Origin of the sequence: Bifidobacterium callimiconis, from assembly GCF_003952005.1 — a bacterium.
GTDB lineage: Bacteria > Actinomycetota > Actinomycetes > Actinomycetales > Bifidobacteriaceae > Galliscardovia > Galliscardovia callimiconis.
The window spans coordinates 202686-218920 of record NZ_QXGJ01000001.1 but is presented as its reverse complement, the minus strand read 5'-3'; the positions used below and the strand labels follow the sequence as shown (position 1 = coordinate 218920).

The 16235-nt window shown below is 62.2% G+C and carries 11 protein-coding genes and 1 riboswitch; of the genes, 10 read left to right on the top strand and 1 reads right to left on the bottom strand.

Annotation, left to right across the window (positions count from 1 at the left end; genetic code table 11):
• Window positions 1-171 precede the first annotated feature (171 nt).
• The 6 genes from D2E23_RS00965 to ribH all read left to right on the top strand — a co-directional run bounded on the left by D2E23_RS00965 (window position 172) and on the right by ribH (window position 6606).
• Window positions 172-1416, top strand: a complete 1245-nt coding sequence (locus tag D2E23_RS00965; RefSeq protein WP_126029139.1) for a Fic family protein — start codon at window positions 172-174, stop codon at window positions 1414-1416.
• 197 nt (window positions 1417-1613) lie between these two features.
• On the top strand, window positions 1614-2327 hold the full coding sequence (locus D2E23_RS00960; protein WP_126029363.1) for a trimeric intracellular cation channel family protein: 714 nt from the start codon (window positions 1614-1616) through the stop codon (window positions 2325-2327).
• Between the two features lie 152 nt (window positions 2328-2479).
• A riboswitch (FMN riboswitch) is annotated at window positions 2480-2633 on the top strand.
• A gap of 192 nt (window positions 2634-2825) precedes the next feature.
• Window positions 2826-3941, top strand: a complete 1116-nt coding sequence (gene ribD / locus D2E23_RS00955) for a bifunctional diaminohydroxyphosphoribosylaminopyrimidine deaminase/5-amino-6-(5-phosphoribosylamino)uracil reductase RibD (protein ID WP_126029138.1) — start codon at window positions 2826-2828, stop codon at window positions 3939-3941.
• Complete coding sequence (locus D2E23_RS00950) at window positions 3922-4593, top strand: riboflavin synthase (protein WP_126029137.1); 672 nt, start codon at window positions 3922-3924, stop codon at window positions 4591-4593. The genes ribD and D2E23_RS00950 overlap by 20 nt, the downstream gene beginning before the upstream one ends.
• A gap of 146 nt (window positions 4594-4739) precedes the next feature.
• A complete protein-coding gene (gene ribB / locus D2E23_RS00945; protein WP_126029136.1) occupies window positions 4740-6017 on the top strand; it encodes a 3,4-dihydroxy-2-butanone-4-phosphate synthase in 1278 nt (425 codons plus the stop codon).
• Window positions 6018-6111: 94 nt separating this feature from the next.
• Window positions 6112-6606 (top strand): 6,7-dimethyl-8-ribityllumazine synthase, encoded by a 495-nt coding sequence (ribH, locus tag D2E23_RS00940; RefSeq protein WP_126029135.1) that lies wholly within the window; start codon window positions 6112-6114, stop codon window positions 6604-6606.
• A 224-nt stretch (window positions 6607-6830) separates the two neighbouring features.
• On the opposite strand, the gene rpsT is transcribed toward ribH, so the two are convergent.
• On the bottom strand, window positions 6831-7091 hold the full coding sequence (rpsT, locus tag D2E23_RS00935) for a 30S ribosomal protein S20 (RefSeq protein ID WP_093959271.1): 261 nt from the start codon (window positions 7089-7091) through the stop codon (window positions 6831-6833).
• Between the two features lie 193 nt (window positions 7092-7284).
• On the opposite strand from rpsT, the gene D2E23_RS00930 reads away from it, so the two are divergent.
• The 4 genes from D2E23_RS00930 to gltB all read left to right on the top strand — a co-directional run bounded on the left by D2E23_RS00930 (window position 7285) and on the right by gltB (window position 16235).
• Window positions 7285-8169 (top strand): aldo/keto reductase, encoded by an 885-nt coding sequence (locus D2E23_RS00930; protein WP_126029134.1) that lies wholly within the window; start codon window positions 7285-7287, stop codon window positions 8167-8169.
• A 79-nt stretch (window positions 8170-8248) separates the two neighbouring features.
• The gene (gene lepA, locus D2E23_RS00925; protein ID WP_093959269.1) at window positions 8249-10129 is read left to right on the top strand and encodes a translation elongation factor 4; all 1881 of its coding nucleotides are present in this window, start codon (window positions 8249-8251) and stop codon (window positions 10127-10129) included.
• A gap of 46 nt (window positions 10130-10175) precedes the next feature.
• Window positions 10176-11309, top strand: coding sequence for a radical SAM family heme chaperone HemW (gene hemW, locus D2E23_RS00920; protein WP_217625534.1), 1134 nt, complete (start codon window positions 10176-10178; stop codon window positions 11307-11309).
• Between the two features lie 399 nt (window positions 11310-11708).
• A complete protein-coding gene (gene gltB, locus D2E23_RS00915) occupies window positions 11709-16235 on the top strand; it encodes a glutamate synthase large subunit (RefSeq protein ID WP_126029362.1) in 4527 nt (1508 codons plus the stop codon).

Genomic DNA, 16235 nt, shown 5'->3' with positions numbered 1-16235 from the left:
TAGTGAGATTTGGCGCGTTTTGATGGTGCATTGTCTCAAGACATGCGTCAAGCATACCTCGAGACAATACACTCATCTACGAATGCAGTCTATTGTTTCTTTTTGCTAAAAAGAAACAATAGAAGTAGAATTCAGACAATTCTTTGACGTAAAACCATGAAAAGAGACCATATGCAGTACAAGAGCATTCGGCAGATGACGCATATGAGCCAATCCACGCAGCCGCCCAAGGCCATCGCCGAACATGAGTACCGGCAACGGCTGGAAGGATGGAGCACGTTCAGGTCCGACATCGTTCTACGCGGTCACGAGATGTTTGTGGTCAACTTCCGGGAACTCGCCGCCATCCTCGACCGTGTCCGCGAACAGGAGAATATGGTGACTACCCTATGGGAGACTCTTCCTCCCATTGCCCGTCGCGCCTACATCATGGATCTCATCGGTGCCGAGATGCAGAGCACCAACAGCATCGAGGGAGTGCGTTCCACTCGCAAGGAGATCAGCGAGGCGCTTGAGACCGCCATGACAAATGGTCCTCACAAGCGGTTCAGCGAGTTCGCCAAGCTGTTTCTTGCGCTCAGTGACAGCGACCCGGAACATCTCGCCCTTCCACACAGTCTGGAGGATATCCGAGCCCTCTACGACCGAGTGGTCTCCGGGGAATTGGATGACGGTGACATGCCGGATGGGGATCTGTTCCGCAACGGTCCCGTTTACATCGATGACGAGGCTACTGGACGGCGCATCCACACGGGCATCACTCCGGAATCCGAGATCAAAGTGCTGCTCACGCAGTGGCTTGCCTTTATGAAGAACCGGGATGTGCCACCGCTACTTCGTGCCGCGATGTGCCATTTCGCGTTCGAATACATTCATCCGTTCTACGATGGCAATGGCAGGACGGGACGGTTCCTGTTCGCCCTGCAGCTCAGACGACATCTGAGCGTACCCACATCCATCAGCCTTAGTCCCGTGATCTCTGACGGCAAGGACCGGTACTACAAGGCGTTCGAGGATGCTCAGCACCCATTGAACTGCTGCGACGCGAGTCTGTTCTCTTACCGGATGATGAAGTTCGTGAGCGACGCGCAGCGGCGCATCATCGATGATCTTTCCGAGAAATACGGAGCGTTCGAGCGCGCCAAGGCCGTACTTTATGAGCTCAGCCGCGAGCGCGGATGGAGCGATGATCAGGTGGATATCGTCGGCGTACTCATCCAGGAAGAGCTGTTCGGAACGCCGCCGCATCGGGTTACTCGCCCACAGTTGCAGAATGGGCTGAAGTTTGGCCGCAAGCGCGTGAACACGGCTTTGGATCCGCTGGTCGAGAGCGGAGACGTGGTCACGATGGGCATGCGTCCCGTCCGCTATTCGCTGGCCGACAGCACGAGGCGATTGTTGCTAGGCGAAGATTAAGCAGAAAATCCCGTACCGACAGCCTTCCCGCCGCCGCGCTGCGAAAGTGAACAACGGGCGAACTCTGTCATGGTGTCAGTGTGTCACCGGCGTACGGTGCTACGCTCTTATCGGCTGAAATCCGATAAGGGCAGGGCCCGCGGTTGTAGGGGAGGGGCGCAGTGGATCAGGTCGCGCTGGAAAGCAACGCCGTATTCATGGGCATCGAATATCTGGCGATCTTCATCTGCGGGCTTTCCGGAGGTCTGGCCGCGATCCGCAAGCACTACGATCTGTTCTCCATTCTGGTCATCGCATGGGTTACGGCGCTCGGCGGCGGCATCACGCGAGATGTCCTGCTCGGCGATCTGCCTCCCGTGGGCATCACGGACAAGGGATTCGTGCTCACGGCCCTGTTCTCCGGCATTATCGTCGCCGTCGCGCACCCGGAGATCGAACACCTCAAATGGTCGATGATCGTCACCGACGCGCTGTCTTTAGGACTGTTCGCGGTCAACGGCACCGCCAAGGCGCTGGCGTTCCACACGTCCGGCATGACCGCGGCATTCCTGGGCATGTTCACCGCGCTCGCCGGCGGCACCATCCGCGACATCCTGCTCAACGAGGTGCCGTCGATCCTGCGTGACAAGCATCTGTATGCGGTGCCGTCATGCGTGGCCTGCGTGCTCACCGTGTTCGCCTATCGTGCGTCCGTATATTGGAATCTTGGGCTCAATGGAGAGATGGTCCTCGATGTGGCCATCGTGATCCTCGTGTTCGTCCTGCGCGTGATCTCGGTGAAATTCAACATCACCTTCCCGGGCGCGATGGAGCGTCGTCGAGCACATCTGCCGTCACAGGGCCGGTATCTCAAGCGTCCGGTGATTCATCCGGACTCGGAAAAGACCGTGAGAAACGATGACGGTGAATAGATGAAAGATCCATCCGAACACCTATATGTGTAAATAGGACGTCCTCCGTTGTGATTCGATCACCATATCGGCTGTCCATTATGCGGACAAAAGCGTAGTTGTCGGGATGTGATGTCGACAAGACGGTGTTCAATCAAAACCATAACTCAACAACGCATCTTCAGGGCAGGGTGAAATTCCCGATCGGCGGTATAGTCCGCGAGCATTGAGATCGCAATCGAATCAATATGCAGGAACGTTACGACGTTCGTGAACCGGTGTGATTCCGGTACCGACAGTTACAGTCTGGATGGAAGAAGAATGCGGCGGCGCAACCGTGCGTATGCGAATCATACATATGCGCGTATACCGTGCATATCGTGCACGGTGACGTCGTCACGGACATACGGCCCTGAATTCCAACGGAGTTCAGGGATTTTTTTTTATTTGTCGTGACGATCGTCGGCACATGCGTCGCCACGTACCCTGGACATGCTCTATCGCGTCGAAAGGGGAAACGTGGACGATAGAGATTTCATGTCCGTGGCATTGCGCCACGCAAAACTGGGCGCGGGAAAGGTCAATCCCAACCCCATGGTGGGAGCCGTCATCGTACGAGACGGCCGGATCATCGCCACCGGCCACCATGACCATTTCGGTGGCTGGCATGCCGAACGAGCCGCATTGGAGGCGGCCAAGGCTCAGGGCGTTCTGGTTCAAGGTGCCACGATGTACGTCACCTTGGAACCATGCTGCCATCAGGGCAAGCAGCCGCCATGCACGCAGGCGCTGATCGACAGCGGCATCTCCCGCGTCGTCGTAGGCTCCTCCGATCCCAATCCGCTGGTGGCGGGCAAGGGAATCCGTCAGTTGGAACAGGCGGGAATCACCGTCGATCAGGGAGTGCTCCGCGACGAATGCGACGCCCTCAACGAGATATTCATGCACTACATCGTGCGACACACGCCGTTTGTGCTGCTCAAGTACGCCATGACCATGGACGGCAGAATAGCCACGGCAGCCGGCCGTTCACGATGGATCACCGGCGAGGCGTCCCGCAGACGCGTGCACGAGGACCGGAATCGCTTCGCCGCGATCATGGTGGGCGTGGGCACGGTCCTCGCCGACGACCCCATGCTCACCTGCCGCATCGAAAACGGTCATGATCCGCTGCGCATCGTATGCGACGGCACGCTGCGCACGCCACTGGACTCCGCACTTGTGCGCAGTGCCCGCGAGACGCCAACGATCATCGCCACCTGCTCCCACGATGAGGAACAGGCGAAGCCGTACCGCGACGCCGGATGCGAAGTGCTGACAATCGACGCCGACGACACCGGACACGTGAACCTGCAGACGCTGATCCACACGCTGGGGGAGCGCGGCATCGACAGCGTGATGATCGAAGGCGGCGCGACTCTGGCATGGTCCGCCCTGCACGCCCGGATCGTCAATAAGATCGACGCCTACATCGCGCCCAAGCTCTTCGGCGGCGCCACGGCTCCGTCGCCCATCGGCGGCCCCGGCGTGGAGGACCCCGCCGACGGCTACCGGATCGTCGACCTCACGGTGCAGACGATCGGAGACGACGTCCTGCTCGAAGGAGGCGTGGACTATGTTCACCGGAATCGTTGAGGACCTCGGCACCGTCGAGTCGCTGACCCGCGGCGCCGACTTCGCCGCGCTCGCCGTATCCTCCAACGTCGTAGTCACCGACCGCACGCTGCTGGGGGAGAGCATCGCCGTCAACGGCGTGTGCCTGACCGTGACCTCAATCCACGGCACGACCTTCACCGCCGACGTCATGCATGAGACGCTCCGCAGGTCAAGCCTCGGCTTGCTGCGCCGGGGAAGCCCCGTCAACGTGGAGCGCGCCATGCCCGCGGACGGTCGATTCTCCGGGCACATCGTCTCCGGACACATCGACGGCACCGGCATTGTGCGGGCCATCGTCCGGGACGGCATCGCCACGGTCTACACGATCGACGCCCCACACAACCTGATGCGGTTCATCGCGGAGAAAGGATCCATAGCGGTGGAGGGCATCAGCCTGACCGTGACCTTCGCGGACGACCGATCCTTCGGCGTATCGATCATTCCGCACACCGCCGGGCACACCGTACTCCCGGAACGCAAGGTCGGAGACATCGTCAATCTCGAGATCGACCCCATCGCCAGATACGTGGATCGACTGCTATCCATGCCGCGGATCGAGAACGATGCGGACACGCCCAAAGCGTCGAGATCGTCGATCACCGAGGACTTTCTGCTGAGCCGCGGGTTCTGACCACCCCGCTCGGCGTCGCTCCGCTTGACGCGGTTTCGCTGTCCTGCGAGGCCGAGTCATTCCCGGACCGTTCATTCGCTTGGCAACATTCATTCAAACCATCCATTTTCATTTGTTACATCACCGAACTTATTCGAGGACCAATCATGAATCACGAAACGAATATCGAGCCGACCTCCACCGACGGACGTATTGCCGATCCTGTGGAGCGTGCCATCCACGACATCGCGTCGGGCCGCATCATTGTGGTCGCCGACGACGAAAGCCGCGAGAACGAAGGCGATCTCATCTGCGCCGCACGTTTTGCCACGCCCGGCAATATTGCGTTCATGGCCACCCATGGTCGCGGTCTCATCTGCACCCCGATGAGTGGAGCGCTCGCCGAACGGTTGGATCTGCCGCCGATGTGCACGTCGAACACCGACAACCATCAGACGGCGTTCACCGTCTCCATCGATCATGTGACCACGTCCACGGGCATCAGCGCACGCGACCGTTCCGTCACGGCACTGGCGTGCATCGACCCTGACGCCAAGCCCGGCGATTTCCGTCGTCCCGGACACATGTTCCCGCTGGTGGCCCGCCCTGGCGGCGTGCTGGAACGCAACGGCCACACCGAAGCCACCGTGGACCTCGCCAGACTGGCTGGCCTCGAGCCGTGCGGTCTGTGCTGCGAAATGATGAAGACGGACGGCACCATGATGCGCCGAGACGATCTCCGCGCGTTCGCCAACGAGCACGGACTGGCGTACATCACCATCGCCCAGCTGCAGGAGTATCGCCGCTCACACGAGTTCCCCCACACGGTTCGCCGCGTGGCGACGGTCGACCTGCCCTCGCGCTACGGAAGGTTCACCATGGTCGGCTACGAATCCGAAAACGGCGGCGAACATGTGGCGCTGGTGATGGGCAAGGACATTCTCGCCTCGATCGCCGGGGGAGATGCCGTGACCGAGCCGGTGCTCTGCCGCGTGCATTCCCAGTGCCTGACCGGTGACGTTTTCGGATCCATGCGCTGCGACTGCGGTCCGCAGCTGCAGGAGGCCATGCGTCGTATCGCCGAACGCGGCCTGGGTGTGGTGCTGTACCTCAGCCAGGAGGGGCGCGGCATCGGACTGCTCAACAAACTGCGCACCTACGAATTGCAGGAGCAGGGCTTCGATACGCTCGACGCCAACCTCGAGCTCGGATTCCCCGCCGACATGCGCGAATACGGCACGGCGGCAGCCATTCTCAAGGATCTCGGTATCGAATCGATCGATCTGATGACCAACAATCCCGACAAGGTCGCACAGCTGGAACAGGCCGGCATCGTCGTGGCCGATCGCGTGCCGATCGTCATCGAACCGAACGAGTTCGACGCACGGTACCTGTCCACCAAGCAGCACCGCATGGGCCATCTCATCGGTGCGATCGCGGACTGATATGGACTGATCGATCGCACACGCCGATTGATCAATCGATCAAACAATATTTTCCGATATCTCCAACCAGACAGACAAAAGGAGCAACACAATCATGACGGTATTCGAAGGTAGCCTCGTAGCCAAGGCACAGCCGCAGTCCGGACGACCGGTACACATCGGCATCGTGGTGGCCCGCTTCAACGAGTTCATCACGTCCAACCTGCTGTCCGGAGCACAGGACGGACTGCGCCGACACGGCGTCGAGGACTCCGACATCGACGTGGCATGGGTGCCTGGATCGTTCGAGATCCCGATCGCCGCGAAGCGCATGGTGAACACGGGCCGCTACGATGCGGTGATCTGCCTTGGCGCGATCATCCGCGGCAGCACCTCCCACTACGATCTGGTGTGCAACGAGACGGCCAAGGGCATCGCTCAGGTGTCCCTGAACACCGACGTGCCGGTGCTGTTCGGAGTCATCACCACCGAGAACATCGAACAGGCCATCGAACGTGCCGGTACCAAGGCCGGCAACAAGGGCTTCGACTGCGCGCTCGGCGCCCTGGAAATGATCGACGTGCTACGTTCCATCGACGCCGGAGAGTGATGATTCTCCCGATTGCACAATAGAGAGGAACGGACGGAAGTGGCCGGGACCGAACAGCGAATCGGTCCCGGCCACTTCCGTTCTTTTGCTGTGCTACTCCATGTGGTGAGAATGTGAAAAAGCCCCGCGGGAATAATCCTGCGGGGCTTTCACGTCTATGAATTCACGCCGTCACATGTGGATCGCGGGTGAATCCCGAAGCGCCTATAGGCTATGAACGACGATCAGAGGGCGTTCACGGCGAGGGCCAGACCGGACTTGCGGTTGGCGGCCTGGTTCTTGTGGATGATGCCACGGCCGGCAGCCTTGTCCAGCTTCTGGGCGGCGACGCGGTAGGCGGCCTCGGCGGCAGCCTTGTCACCGGCGGCGATGGCTTCGCGGACCTTGCGCACGGCGGTCTTCAGCTCGCTCTTGTAGGCCACATTGCGGATGTGAGCCTTCTCGTTGGTCAGGACGCGCTTCTTCTGCGACTTGATGTTTGCCACTATGTACTCCAAACGACGTGTTCTAAACGGACATACGAGCGAATAGTATACCACGGGCAAGGACGGACGCCAACTCTTCAGAGGATTTTCTCCTGCCGATCATGTCGCATCCCGGAAACAACGGTGCCGGAACGGTATTCTGAGAAACGAAGGACCGGCCCTTCGCCGGTTCCGGACAAGGAAAGGACAGGCCATGACAGACAAGTACGACGGTGTGCAGGATATCCGGCTGAACGACGGCGTGACGATCCCGCAGGTGGGATTCGGCACCTATCAGATTCCCGCGAAGGACACCCAGCGGGCAGTGGAGGAGGCGCTGGAGATCGGATACCGCCATTTCGATACCGCTGCCGCCTACTACAACGAGGAGGGCGTGGGTGCTGCCCTCAGGGCGACCGGTATGGCGGGCAAGGTGTTCGTGGCCACCAAGCTGCGCAACTGCGATCAGGGATACGAGCCGACGAAGGTGGCGTTCGAGGAATCCCGCCGCAAGCTGGGCGTGGACGTGCTCGACCTGTATCTGATCCACTGGCCGTTCCCGGCGATCGACCGATACGTGGAGACGTTCAAGGCCCTGCTTGACCTCAAGAGCGAAGGCGTGCTGCGTTCCGCCGGAGTGTCGAACTTCCTCCCCGAACATCTGCAGCGGCTCATCGACGAGACCGGACAGGCTCCGTCCATCAACCAGATCGAGGTGCATCCGCGATTCTCCCAGCCCGAGGTGCGCGCGTACTGCGCCGAACACGACATTGCGGTGGAAGCGTACTCCCCGTTGGGGCATGGTGGCGACATGAACACCCCGGCAGTGCTCGCGGCGGCCGAGCACCATGGCGTGAGCCCGGCGCAGGCGGTGCTGCGCTGGCACGTGCAGTCCGGTCGCGTGATCATCCCCAAGTCGTCGCATCCCGACCGTATGCGTCAGAACCTCGATCTGTTCGGCTTTGAGCTGACCGACGCCGAGATGGCCGCCATCGACGCGCTGCACGATCCCCAGGGCCGTATCTCCGGCGATCCCGCGACCAACGTGAACTCGCAGTCGTGGGCCGACCAGTTCTCCCGCGGCAACGTCGTGCGTTGACCGCGTGACAACGGTTGCCGGTAGACTAGTGATTTTGGAATAAACGTCGTATGCCCATGCGGTTGACAAGGAGACTAGTTTGGCGGTTGAGCAGAAGAACAAGCCCGGTTACACCGATCAGTCATTGATCCGTAATTTCTGTATCATCGCGCACATCGATCATGGCAAGTCCACGGTGGCCGATCGCATTCTTCAGTTGAGCGGCATCATCGAGGAACGCGAGATGCGCGACCGCTTCCTCGACCGCATGGACATCGAGCAGGAACGTGGCATCACCATCAAATCGCAGGCCGTGCGCGTGCCGTGGACCTTCGACGGCACCGAGTACACGCTCGGCATGATCGACACCCCGGGCCACGTCGACTTCACCTACGAGGTGTCACGCGCGTTGGCCGCATGCGAGGGTGCGGTGCTGCTCGTCGACGCCACGCAGGGCATCGAGGCGCAGACGCTGAGCAACCTGTACATGGCCATCGACCACGACCTGACCATCATCCCGGTGCTCAATAAGATCGACCTGCCCAGCGCCGAACCCGAGAAGCACGCCGAGGAGATCGCCGGCCTGATCGGCTGCGATGTCTCCGACGTGCTCAAGGTGTCGGGCAAGACCGGTGAGGGCGTGGCCGAACTGCTCGACCGCATCGTCACCGACATCCCCGCGCCGCACGGCGACCCCACCGCCCCGGCCCGCGCGCTGATCTTCGACTCCGTCTACGACTCCTACCGTGGCATCGTCACGTACATCCGTATGGTCGACGGCGAGCTCAAGTCCCGCCAGAAGATCCACATGATGGGTCTGGGAACCACCCACGATCCGATCGAACTGGGTGTGATCAGCCCCGAAATGCAGCCAACGAAGGCGCTTGGCGCCGGCGAGGTCGGCTACGTGATCACCGGCGTGAAGGACGTCAGCCAGTCCAAGGTGGGCGACACCGTCACCGAGGATGCGCGCCGCGCCGCCGACCCGCTGCCCGGATACCGCGACCCCAAGCCCATGGTGTACGCCGGCCTGTTCCCGATCGACAACGCGCAGTTCCCCGACCTGCGCGACGCACTCGACAAGCTCAAGCTCAACGACGCGGCCCTCATCTACGAGCCGGAAACGTCGGTGGCGCTGGGCTTCGGCTTCCGCTGCGGCTTCCTCGGACTGCTGCACATGGAGATCGTCTCCGAACGACTCGCCCGCGAATTCGGCCTCGACCTGATCTCCACGGCCCCCAACGTGACGTACGAGGTGACGATGGAGGACCGCAGCGTGCACATCGTCAAGAACCCGAGCGAATTCCCCGACGGCAAGGTGAAGAAGATCGTCGAGCCCATGGTGGCCGCCGACATCATCCTGCCCAAGGAGTTCATCGGCGCGGTCATGGACCTGTGCCAGGAGCACCGCGGCCAGATGGGCACCATGGAATACATCAGCACCGACCGCGTGGAGATGCACTACCGCATGCCGCTCGCCGAGATCGTCTTCGACTTTTTCGACCAGCTCAAGAGCCGCACCAAGGGCTACGCTTCGCTCGACTACCACGAGGACGGCGAACAGTCCGCCGACCTGGTCAAGGTCGACATCCTCATCCAGGGCGAGAAGGTGGACGCCTTCAGCGCCGTGGTGCACCGCGACAAGGCTTACAGCTACGGCGTGATGATGACCAAGAAGCTGCGCGAGCTCATTCCCCGCCAGCAGTTCGAAATCCCGATCCAGGCCGCCATCGGCTCGCGCATCATCGCCCGTGAGACCATCCGAGCCCTGCGCAAGGACGTGCTCGCCAAGTGCTACGGCGGCGACATCAGCCGTAAGCGCAAGCTGCTCGAAAAGCAGAAGGCCGGCAAGAAGCGCATGAAGATGCTCGGCCACGTCGAAGTGCCGCAGGAGGCGTTCATCGCCGCGCTGTCCACCGACGAGCCCACCGATCGCGACACCAAGGACAAGATCCGCGCCGCGCAGAAGAAGGAAGGCTGACCTACCGCCAGTGGCCTACGAAATCTACATCCACGTGCCGTTCTGCATGCGGCGCTGCGGATACTGCGACTTCAACACCTACACGGCGACCGACCTCGGTGGAGGCGCCAGCCGCGGCAACTACGCGGCCATGGTGATCAAGGAGATGAAGCTCGTACGCCAATGGCAGCTCGATCACGGGATCGACGAGCCGGCGGTGTCCACGGTCTTCTTCGGCGGCGGCACCCCCACCATCCTGCCCGCCGCCGATCTGATCCGCATGCTCGACGCAATCCGCAGCATCTGGGGCATCGAGAACGGAGCGGAAATCACCACCGAGGCCAACCCCGACACGGTGGACGCCGAGTACATCAAGACGCTCGCCGACGGCGGTTTCACCCGGATCTCCTTCGGTATGCAGTCCGCCGTACCGCATGTGCTGCGCACGTTGGACCGTACGCATACGCCGGCCAACGTGGAGGCCGGCGTGCGCGCCGCTGATCATGCGGGACTGCGTTCCAGCGTGGATCTGATCTATGGCGCGCCGGGGGAGAGCCTCGATGATTGGCGCACTTCGGTGCGTGCGGCCGTAGGCCTTGGCGTGAACCATATCTCGGCATATGCGCTTACCGTGGAGCCCACCACGAAGATGGGGCGCATGATTGCTGCGGGACGGCTTCCGAAGCCCGATGACGACGACGAAGCCGCCAAGTACGAGATCGCCGACGACCTGTTCTCCGAAGCCGGCCTGCAATGGTACGAGGTCTCCAATTGGGCCCGGCCCGGATACGAGAGTCGCCATAATCTCGGTTACTGGCGCAACGTGGATTGGGCCGGGCTCGGCCCTGGGGCGCATTCGCATTATGCGTCGCCGGATGCGCTGCGATCATGGGACATCGCGCACCCCCGTCTCTGGGGAACCGCCATCGCCGAAGGCCGGGTGCCATGGCAGGGCAGCGAGCATATCAGCCCGGAGGAGGATCTCGAGGAGACCATCATGCTGGGGCTGCGTCTGCGGGAGGGACTGGATCTCAAGCGTGTCGAATCGAAACTGGGACATGAGATGGATCGATCACAGCTCAACACGTTGTCCCATGATGGTCTGATCGTCCTTGACGGCGACCGTGTGATCCCGACGCGTCGCGGACGTCTGCTGAACGACGCGTTGATCGGTGATTTCTTCGATCTGTGCGATCTGTAGAGTCGGGTGATCCGCGGAGTTGACCCGCAAAGTCGATCGTATGAAGGGCATCGGGAACCTTTCGAAAAAAATTCCCGTTTTTCTGACGATATGACACGTCGATATACCCCTTCGGCGTGTCATATCGCGTTTCGAGAATGTTACGTACGGGCGTGTCGGGCGAGACGATACGCCACGACGACACACACTGTCTCACTATGTGGAACATATCAAAGCCCTAGAAAAGAAAAGTCTTTAAAAGTTTTGGCTTTTGTGATATGGGGTCCGATTTGCCTCTAAGATACACAGAGGCTGTATTCTGTCAAGGCAATTCAAAATGCAGGTGTGTCCTGCCCTAGCCCAGAGGTGATTTCGGTGACAAAAGCTCCGCTTGACCTGACGATCCATACTCCCGAAGGCATGTATGACCCGATCTCGGAGCATGACGCCTGCGGTGTTGGCATGGTCACCACCCTCAACAAGATTCCCGAGCGCAAGATCGTCGACGACGCCATCGAGGTGCTGATCAACCTCGACCATCGTGGTGCCGTCGGCGCCGAGGAGAACACCGGCGACGGTGCGGGCATCCTGATGAGCATGCCCGACGAGTTCATGCGCAACACCATCGACGTGGCGCTGCCCGCCGCCGGTCACTACATCGCCGGCATCGCATTCCTTGATCGCGACATCGAGGCCGGCTCCCAGCAGGAGAAGGCCATCGCCGCCATCGCCGAGGAAGAAGGCCTCGAGGTCCTCGCCTGGCGCGTCGTGCCCACCAACCCCAACGGCCTGGGCCTGCAGGCGCTCTCCTCCATGCCCGCCTTCAAGACCCTGGTGCTCGCCGATGCCGATGGCGCCAAGCTCGGTGGCATCGAGCTGGAGCGCAAGGCGTTCCGCGTGCGCAAGCGCGTCGAGCACGAGGTGGGCGTGTACTTCGCCTCCCTCTCCGCGCGCACCATCACCTACAAGGGCATGCTCACCACCATGCAGCTCAAGTCCTTCTTCCTGGATCTGTCCGATCCTTCGATGAAGACCGTGGTGGCCATCGTCCACTCCCGCTTCTCCACCAACACGTTCCCGAGCTGGCCGCTGGCCCAGCCGTTCCGTCTGCTCGCCCACAACGGCGAGATCAACACGATCCAGGGCAACCGCAACTGGCTGTCCGCCCGTGAGGGCCGCCTCAGCTCCGAACTGCTGGGCGAGTTCAAGCCGCTGCTGCCGATCAACACCCCGGGCTACTCCGACTCCGGCACCTTCGACGAATGCCTCGAACTGCTGCACCTTGCCGGCCGTTCCCTGCCGCACGCCATCTCCATGATGCTGCCCCCGGCCTGGGAGAAGAACGACAATCTGGATCCCGACATCAAGGCGTTCTACGAGTACAACAACACGCTGATCGAGCCGTGGGACGGCCCCGCCGACATCGTGTTCACCGACGGCACCCAGGTCGGCGCCCTGCTCGACCGCAACGGATTCCGTCCCGGCCGCTGGCAGGTGACCGACGACGGCTACGTGGTGCTCGCATCCGAGGCCGGCGTGCTCAACGAGATCGCCCAGGACCACATCGTCGAAAAGGGCCGTCTCGAGCCCGGCAAGATGTTCCTCATCGACACCGCCGAGGGACGAATCATCCCCGACGAGGAGATCAAGCGCAACCTCGCCTCCCTGCACCCCTACCGTCAGTGGGTGGAGGGCAACTCCGTCGAACTCAACCAGCTGCCCGCCCGCGAGCACGTGAACCACTCCGGTCAGTCCGTGCAGCGCCGCCAGCGCGCCTTCGGCTACACTGAGGAGGACCTCAAGCTGCTGCTCACGCCGATGGCCAACACCGGCAAGGAGCCGCTCGGCTCCATGGGCAACGACGTGCCGCTGCCGGTGCTGTCCAAGCGTTCCCGCATGCTCTTCGACTACTTCACCCAGAAGTTCGCCCAGGTGACCAACCCGCCGCTCGATTGGGAGCGCGAGGAGATCGTCACCTGCCTCGAGTCCGCCATCGGCCCCGAGCCGAACCTGCTGGAGGATTCCGAGCTGCACGCCAAGAAGGTGCTCATCCCGCTGCCCGTCATCGACAGCGATGAGATGGCCCAGCTCAAGCGTCTCGACCGTGCCAAGGTGCTCGGCGGCTACTATCGTCCGTTCGTCGTCAAGGGCCTGTATCAGGTCGCCGGCGGCGGCAAGGCCCTCGAGGAGCGTCTCGAGGAGATCTTCGCCGAGATCGATCAGGCCATCGCCGACGGCAAGAACTTCCTGGTGCTCTCCGATCGTGACTCGAACCACACGTGGGGCCCGATCCCGTCCCTGCTGCTCACCAGCGCCGTGCAGCACCACCTGCTGCGTCGCCACACCCGCACCCAGATCTCCATGGCCGTGGAGGCCGGCGACGTGCGCGAGATCCACCATGTGGCACTGCTCATCGCGTACGGTGCAGCCTGCGTGAACCCGTACCTTGCCCTCGAATCCGTGGAGGACCTGTCCCGTCGCGGCTACGTCAAGGTCGAGCCGGCCCAGGCCGTGAAGAACCTCATCAAGGCGCTCTCCACCGGCGTGCTCAAGATCATGAGCAAGATGGGCGTCTCCACCATCATGAGCTACCGCGGCGCCCAGCTGTTCGAGGCCATCGGCCTGAGCCAGGAGGTCATCGACCGCTACTTCACCGGCACCACGTCCCGCGTGGGCGGCGTTGGCCTCGACGAACTCGCCGAGGAGGTGGCGATCCGTCATCGCGTGGCCTATCCGAACCAGTGGACCGCCACGCCGCACCGCAATCTGCGCACCGGCGGCGAGTACAAGTGGCGTCGCACCGGCGAGGATCATCTCAACGATCCCGATGCGATCTTCCTGCTCCAGCAGTCCACCCAGCGTGGCGACTACGACATGTTCAAGAAGTACTCGCACCACATCAACGACACCTCGAACCGTCTGATGACCCTGCGTGGACTCATGAAGTTCAACTCCAAGCGCAAGCCCATCGACATCTCCGAGGTCGAGCCTGCCAGCGAGATCGTCAAGCGCTTCTCCACCGGCGCCATGAGCTACGGCTCCATCTCCCAGGAGGCCCATGAGACGCTGGCCATCGCCATGAACCAGCTCGGCGCCCGTTCCAACTCGGGTGAGGGCGGCGAGTCCGACGACCGCATCAACGATCCGCTGCGCTACAGCAAGATCAAGCAGATCGCATCCGCACGCTTCGGCGTGACCAGCGACTACCTGGTGCACGCCACCGACCTGCAGATCAAGCTCGCTCAGGGTGCCAAGCCCGGCGAGGGCGGCCACCTGCCCGGCGCCAAGGTCCCGCCGTGGATCGCCAAGGTCCGTCACGCCACCCCCGGCGTGGAGCTCATCTCCCCGCCGCCGCACCACGACATCTACTCCATCGAGGATCTCAAGCAGCTGATCAACGATGCGAAGATGGCGAACCCGAAGGCCCGCATCCATGTCAAGCTCGTGTCCGAGTTCGGCGTCGGCACCATCGCCGCCGGTGTGGCCAAGTGCCATGCCGACGTGGTGCTGATCTCCGGCTACGACGGTGGTACCGGTGCGGCTCCGCTCAACGCGATCAAGCATGCCGGAACCCCGTGGGAGATCGGCCTGTCCGAAACGCAGCAGACCCTGATCCTCAACGGACTGCGCTCCCGCATCGTCGTGCAGTGCGACGGCGAGCTGAAGACCGGCCGCGACGTGGTCATCGCCGCGCTGCTGGGCGCCGAGGAGTTCGGTTTCGCCACCGCCGCCCTGATCGTCGAGGGCTGCGTCATGATGCGCGCCTGCCAGAAAAACACCTGCCCGCAGGGCATCGCCACCCAGGATCCGGAGCTGCGCGCCCGCTTCCGCGGCAAGCCCGAGCATGTGGTCAACTTCTTCATGTTCATCGCCGAGGAGGTGCGTGAGATCCTCGCCCAGCTCGGCTTCCGCACGCTCGAGGAGGCCGTCGGCCACGTCGAGTGCCTGGATCAGGACGAGGCCATCAAGCGCTGGAAGTCTGAAGGCGTGGACCTGAGCAACGTGCTCAAGCAGGTCGGCCCGACTCCGGGCACGATCCTGCACAACACCGAGAAGCAGAACCACGAGCTCGAGAAGGCGCTCGACAACCAGCTCATCGAGCTCGCCCAGCCCGCGCTCCAGCATAAGGAGCCCGTGCGCATCGAGCTGCCGATCCGCAACGTGAACCGTACCGTCGGCACCATGCTCGGCTACGAGATCACCAAGCGCTATCAGGCCGAGGGCCTGCCGGACGATACGATCGACATGACCCTGCACGGCTCCGGAGGACAGTCCATCGGCGCGTTCATCCCGCGCGGCGAGACGATGCGCATCTACGGCGAAGTCAACGACTACGCCGGCAAGGGCCTGTCCGGTGGCCGCATCATCGTGCGTGCCGAGGACGGTGTGCGCTTCGACCCGCACACCAACGTGATCGCCGGCAACGTCACCGGATTCGGTGCAACCTCCGGCGAGATGTTCGTCGCCGGCAAGGCGGGCGAGCGCTTCGCCGTGCGTAACGGCGGCGCCACGTTCGTGGTGGAGGGCGTGGGCGACCACGGCTGCGAGTATATGACCGGTGGTGTGGTCGTGGTGCTCGGCGCCACCGGCCGCAATTTCGGCGCCGGCTTCTCCGGCGGCAACGCCTACGTGCTTGATCTGGACATGTCGAAGGTGAACCCCTCCGCCGTCAAGAGCGGTGCGCTGAAGTTCCTCCCGCTGGAAGGCGACGACGAGAAGCTGGTGCACGAGCTGATCAAGCGTCACGCCGAGGAGACCGACTCCACGATCGCCAAGGAGCTGCTGGCCAACTGGCCCGCCGCCGTCGAGCGCATCACCCACATCGTGCCTACCCAGTTCGTCGCCATGACCGCGGCGATGAAGAAGGCCGAGGAAGACAATGTTGATTTCAACGCTCCGGGGGCCTGGGAGAAGGTCTACGAGCAGGTTATGGAAGGAGTGCGCTGA

Bases quoted from the DNA above. Each gene is read 5' to 3' on its own strand.
- D2E23_RS00965 (WP_126029139.1), top strand. From the start codon at position 172: ATGCAGTACAAGAGCATTCGGCAGATGACGCATATGAGCCAATCCACG.
- D2E23_RS00960 (WP_126029363.1), top strand. From the start codon at position 1,614: ATGGGCATCGAATATCTGGCGATCTTCATCTGCGGGCTTTCCGGAGGT.
- D2E23_RS00950 (WP_126029137.1), top strand. From the start codon at position 3,922: ATGTTCACCGGAATCGTTGAGGACCTCGGCACCGTCGAGTCGCTGACC.
- ribB (WP_126029136.1), top strand. From the start codon at position 4,740: ATGAATCACGAAACGAATATCGAGCCGACCTCCACCGACGGACGTATT.
- ribH (WP_126029135.1), top strand. From the start codon at position 6,112: ATGACGGTATTCGAAGGTAGCCTCGTAGCCAAGGCACAGCCGCAGTCC.
- D2E23_RS00930 (WP_126029134.1), top strand. From the start codon at position 7,285: ATGACAGACAAGTACGACGGTGTGCAGGATATCCGGCTGAACGACGGC.
- hemW (WP_217625534.1), top strand. From the start codon at position 10,176: ATGCGGCGCTGCGGATACTGCGACTTCAACACCTACACGGCGACCGAC.
- gltB (WP_126029362.1), top strand. From the start codon at position 11,709: ATGTATGACCCGATCTCGGAGCATGACGCCTGCGGTGTTGGCATGGTC.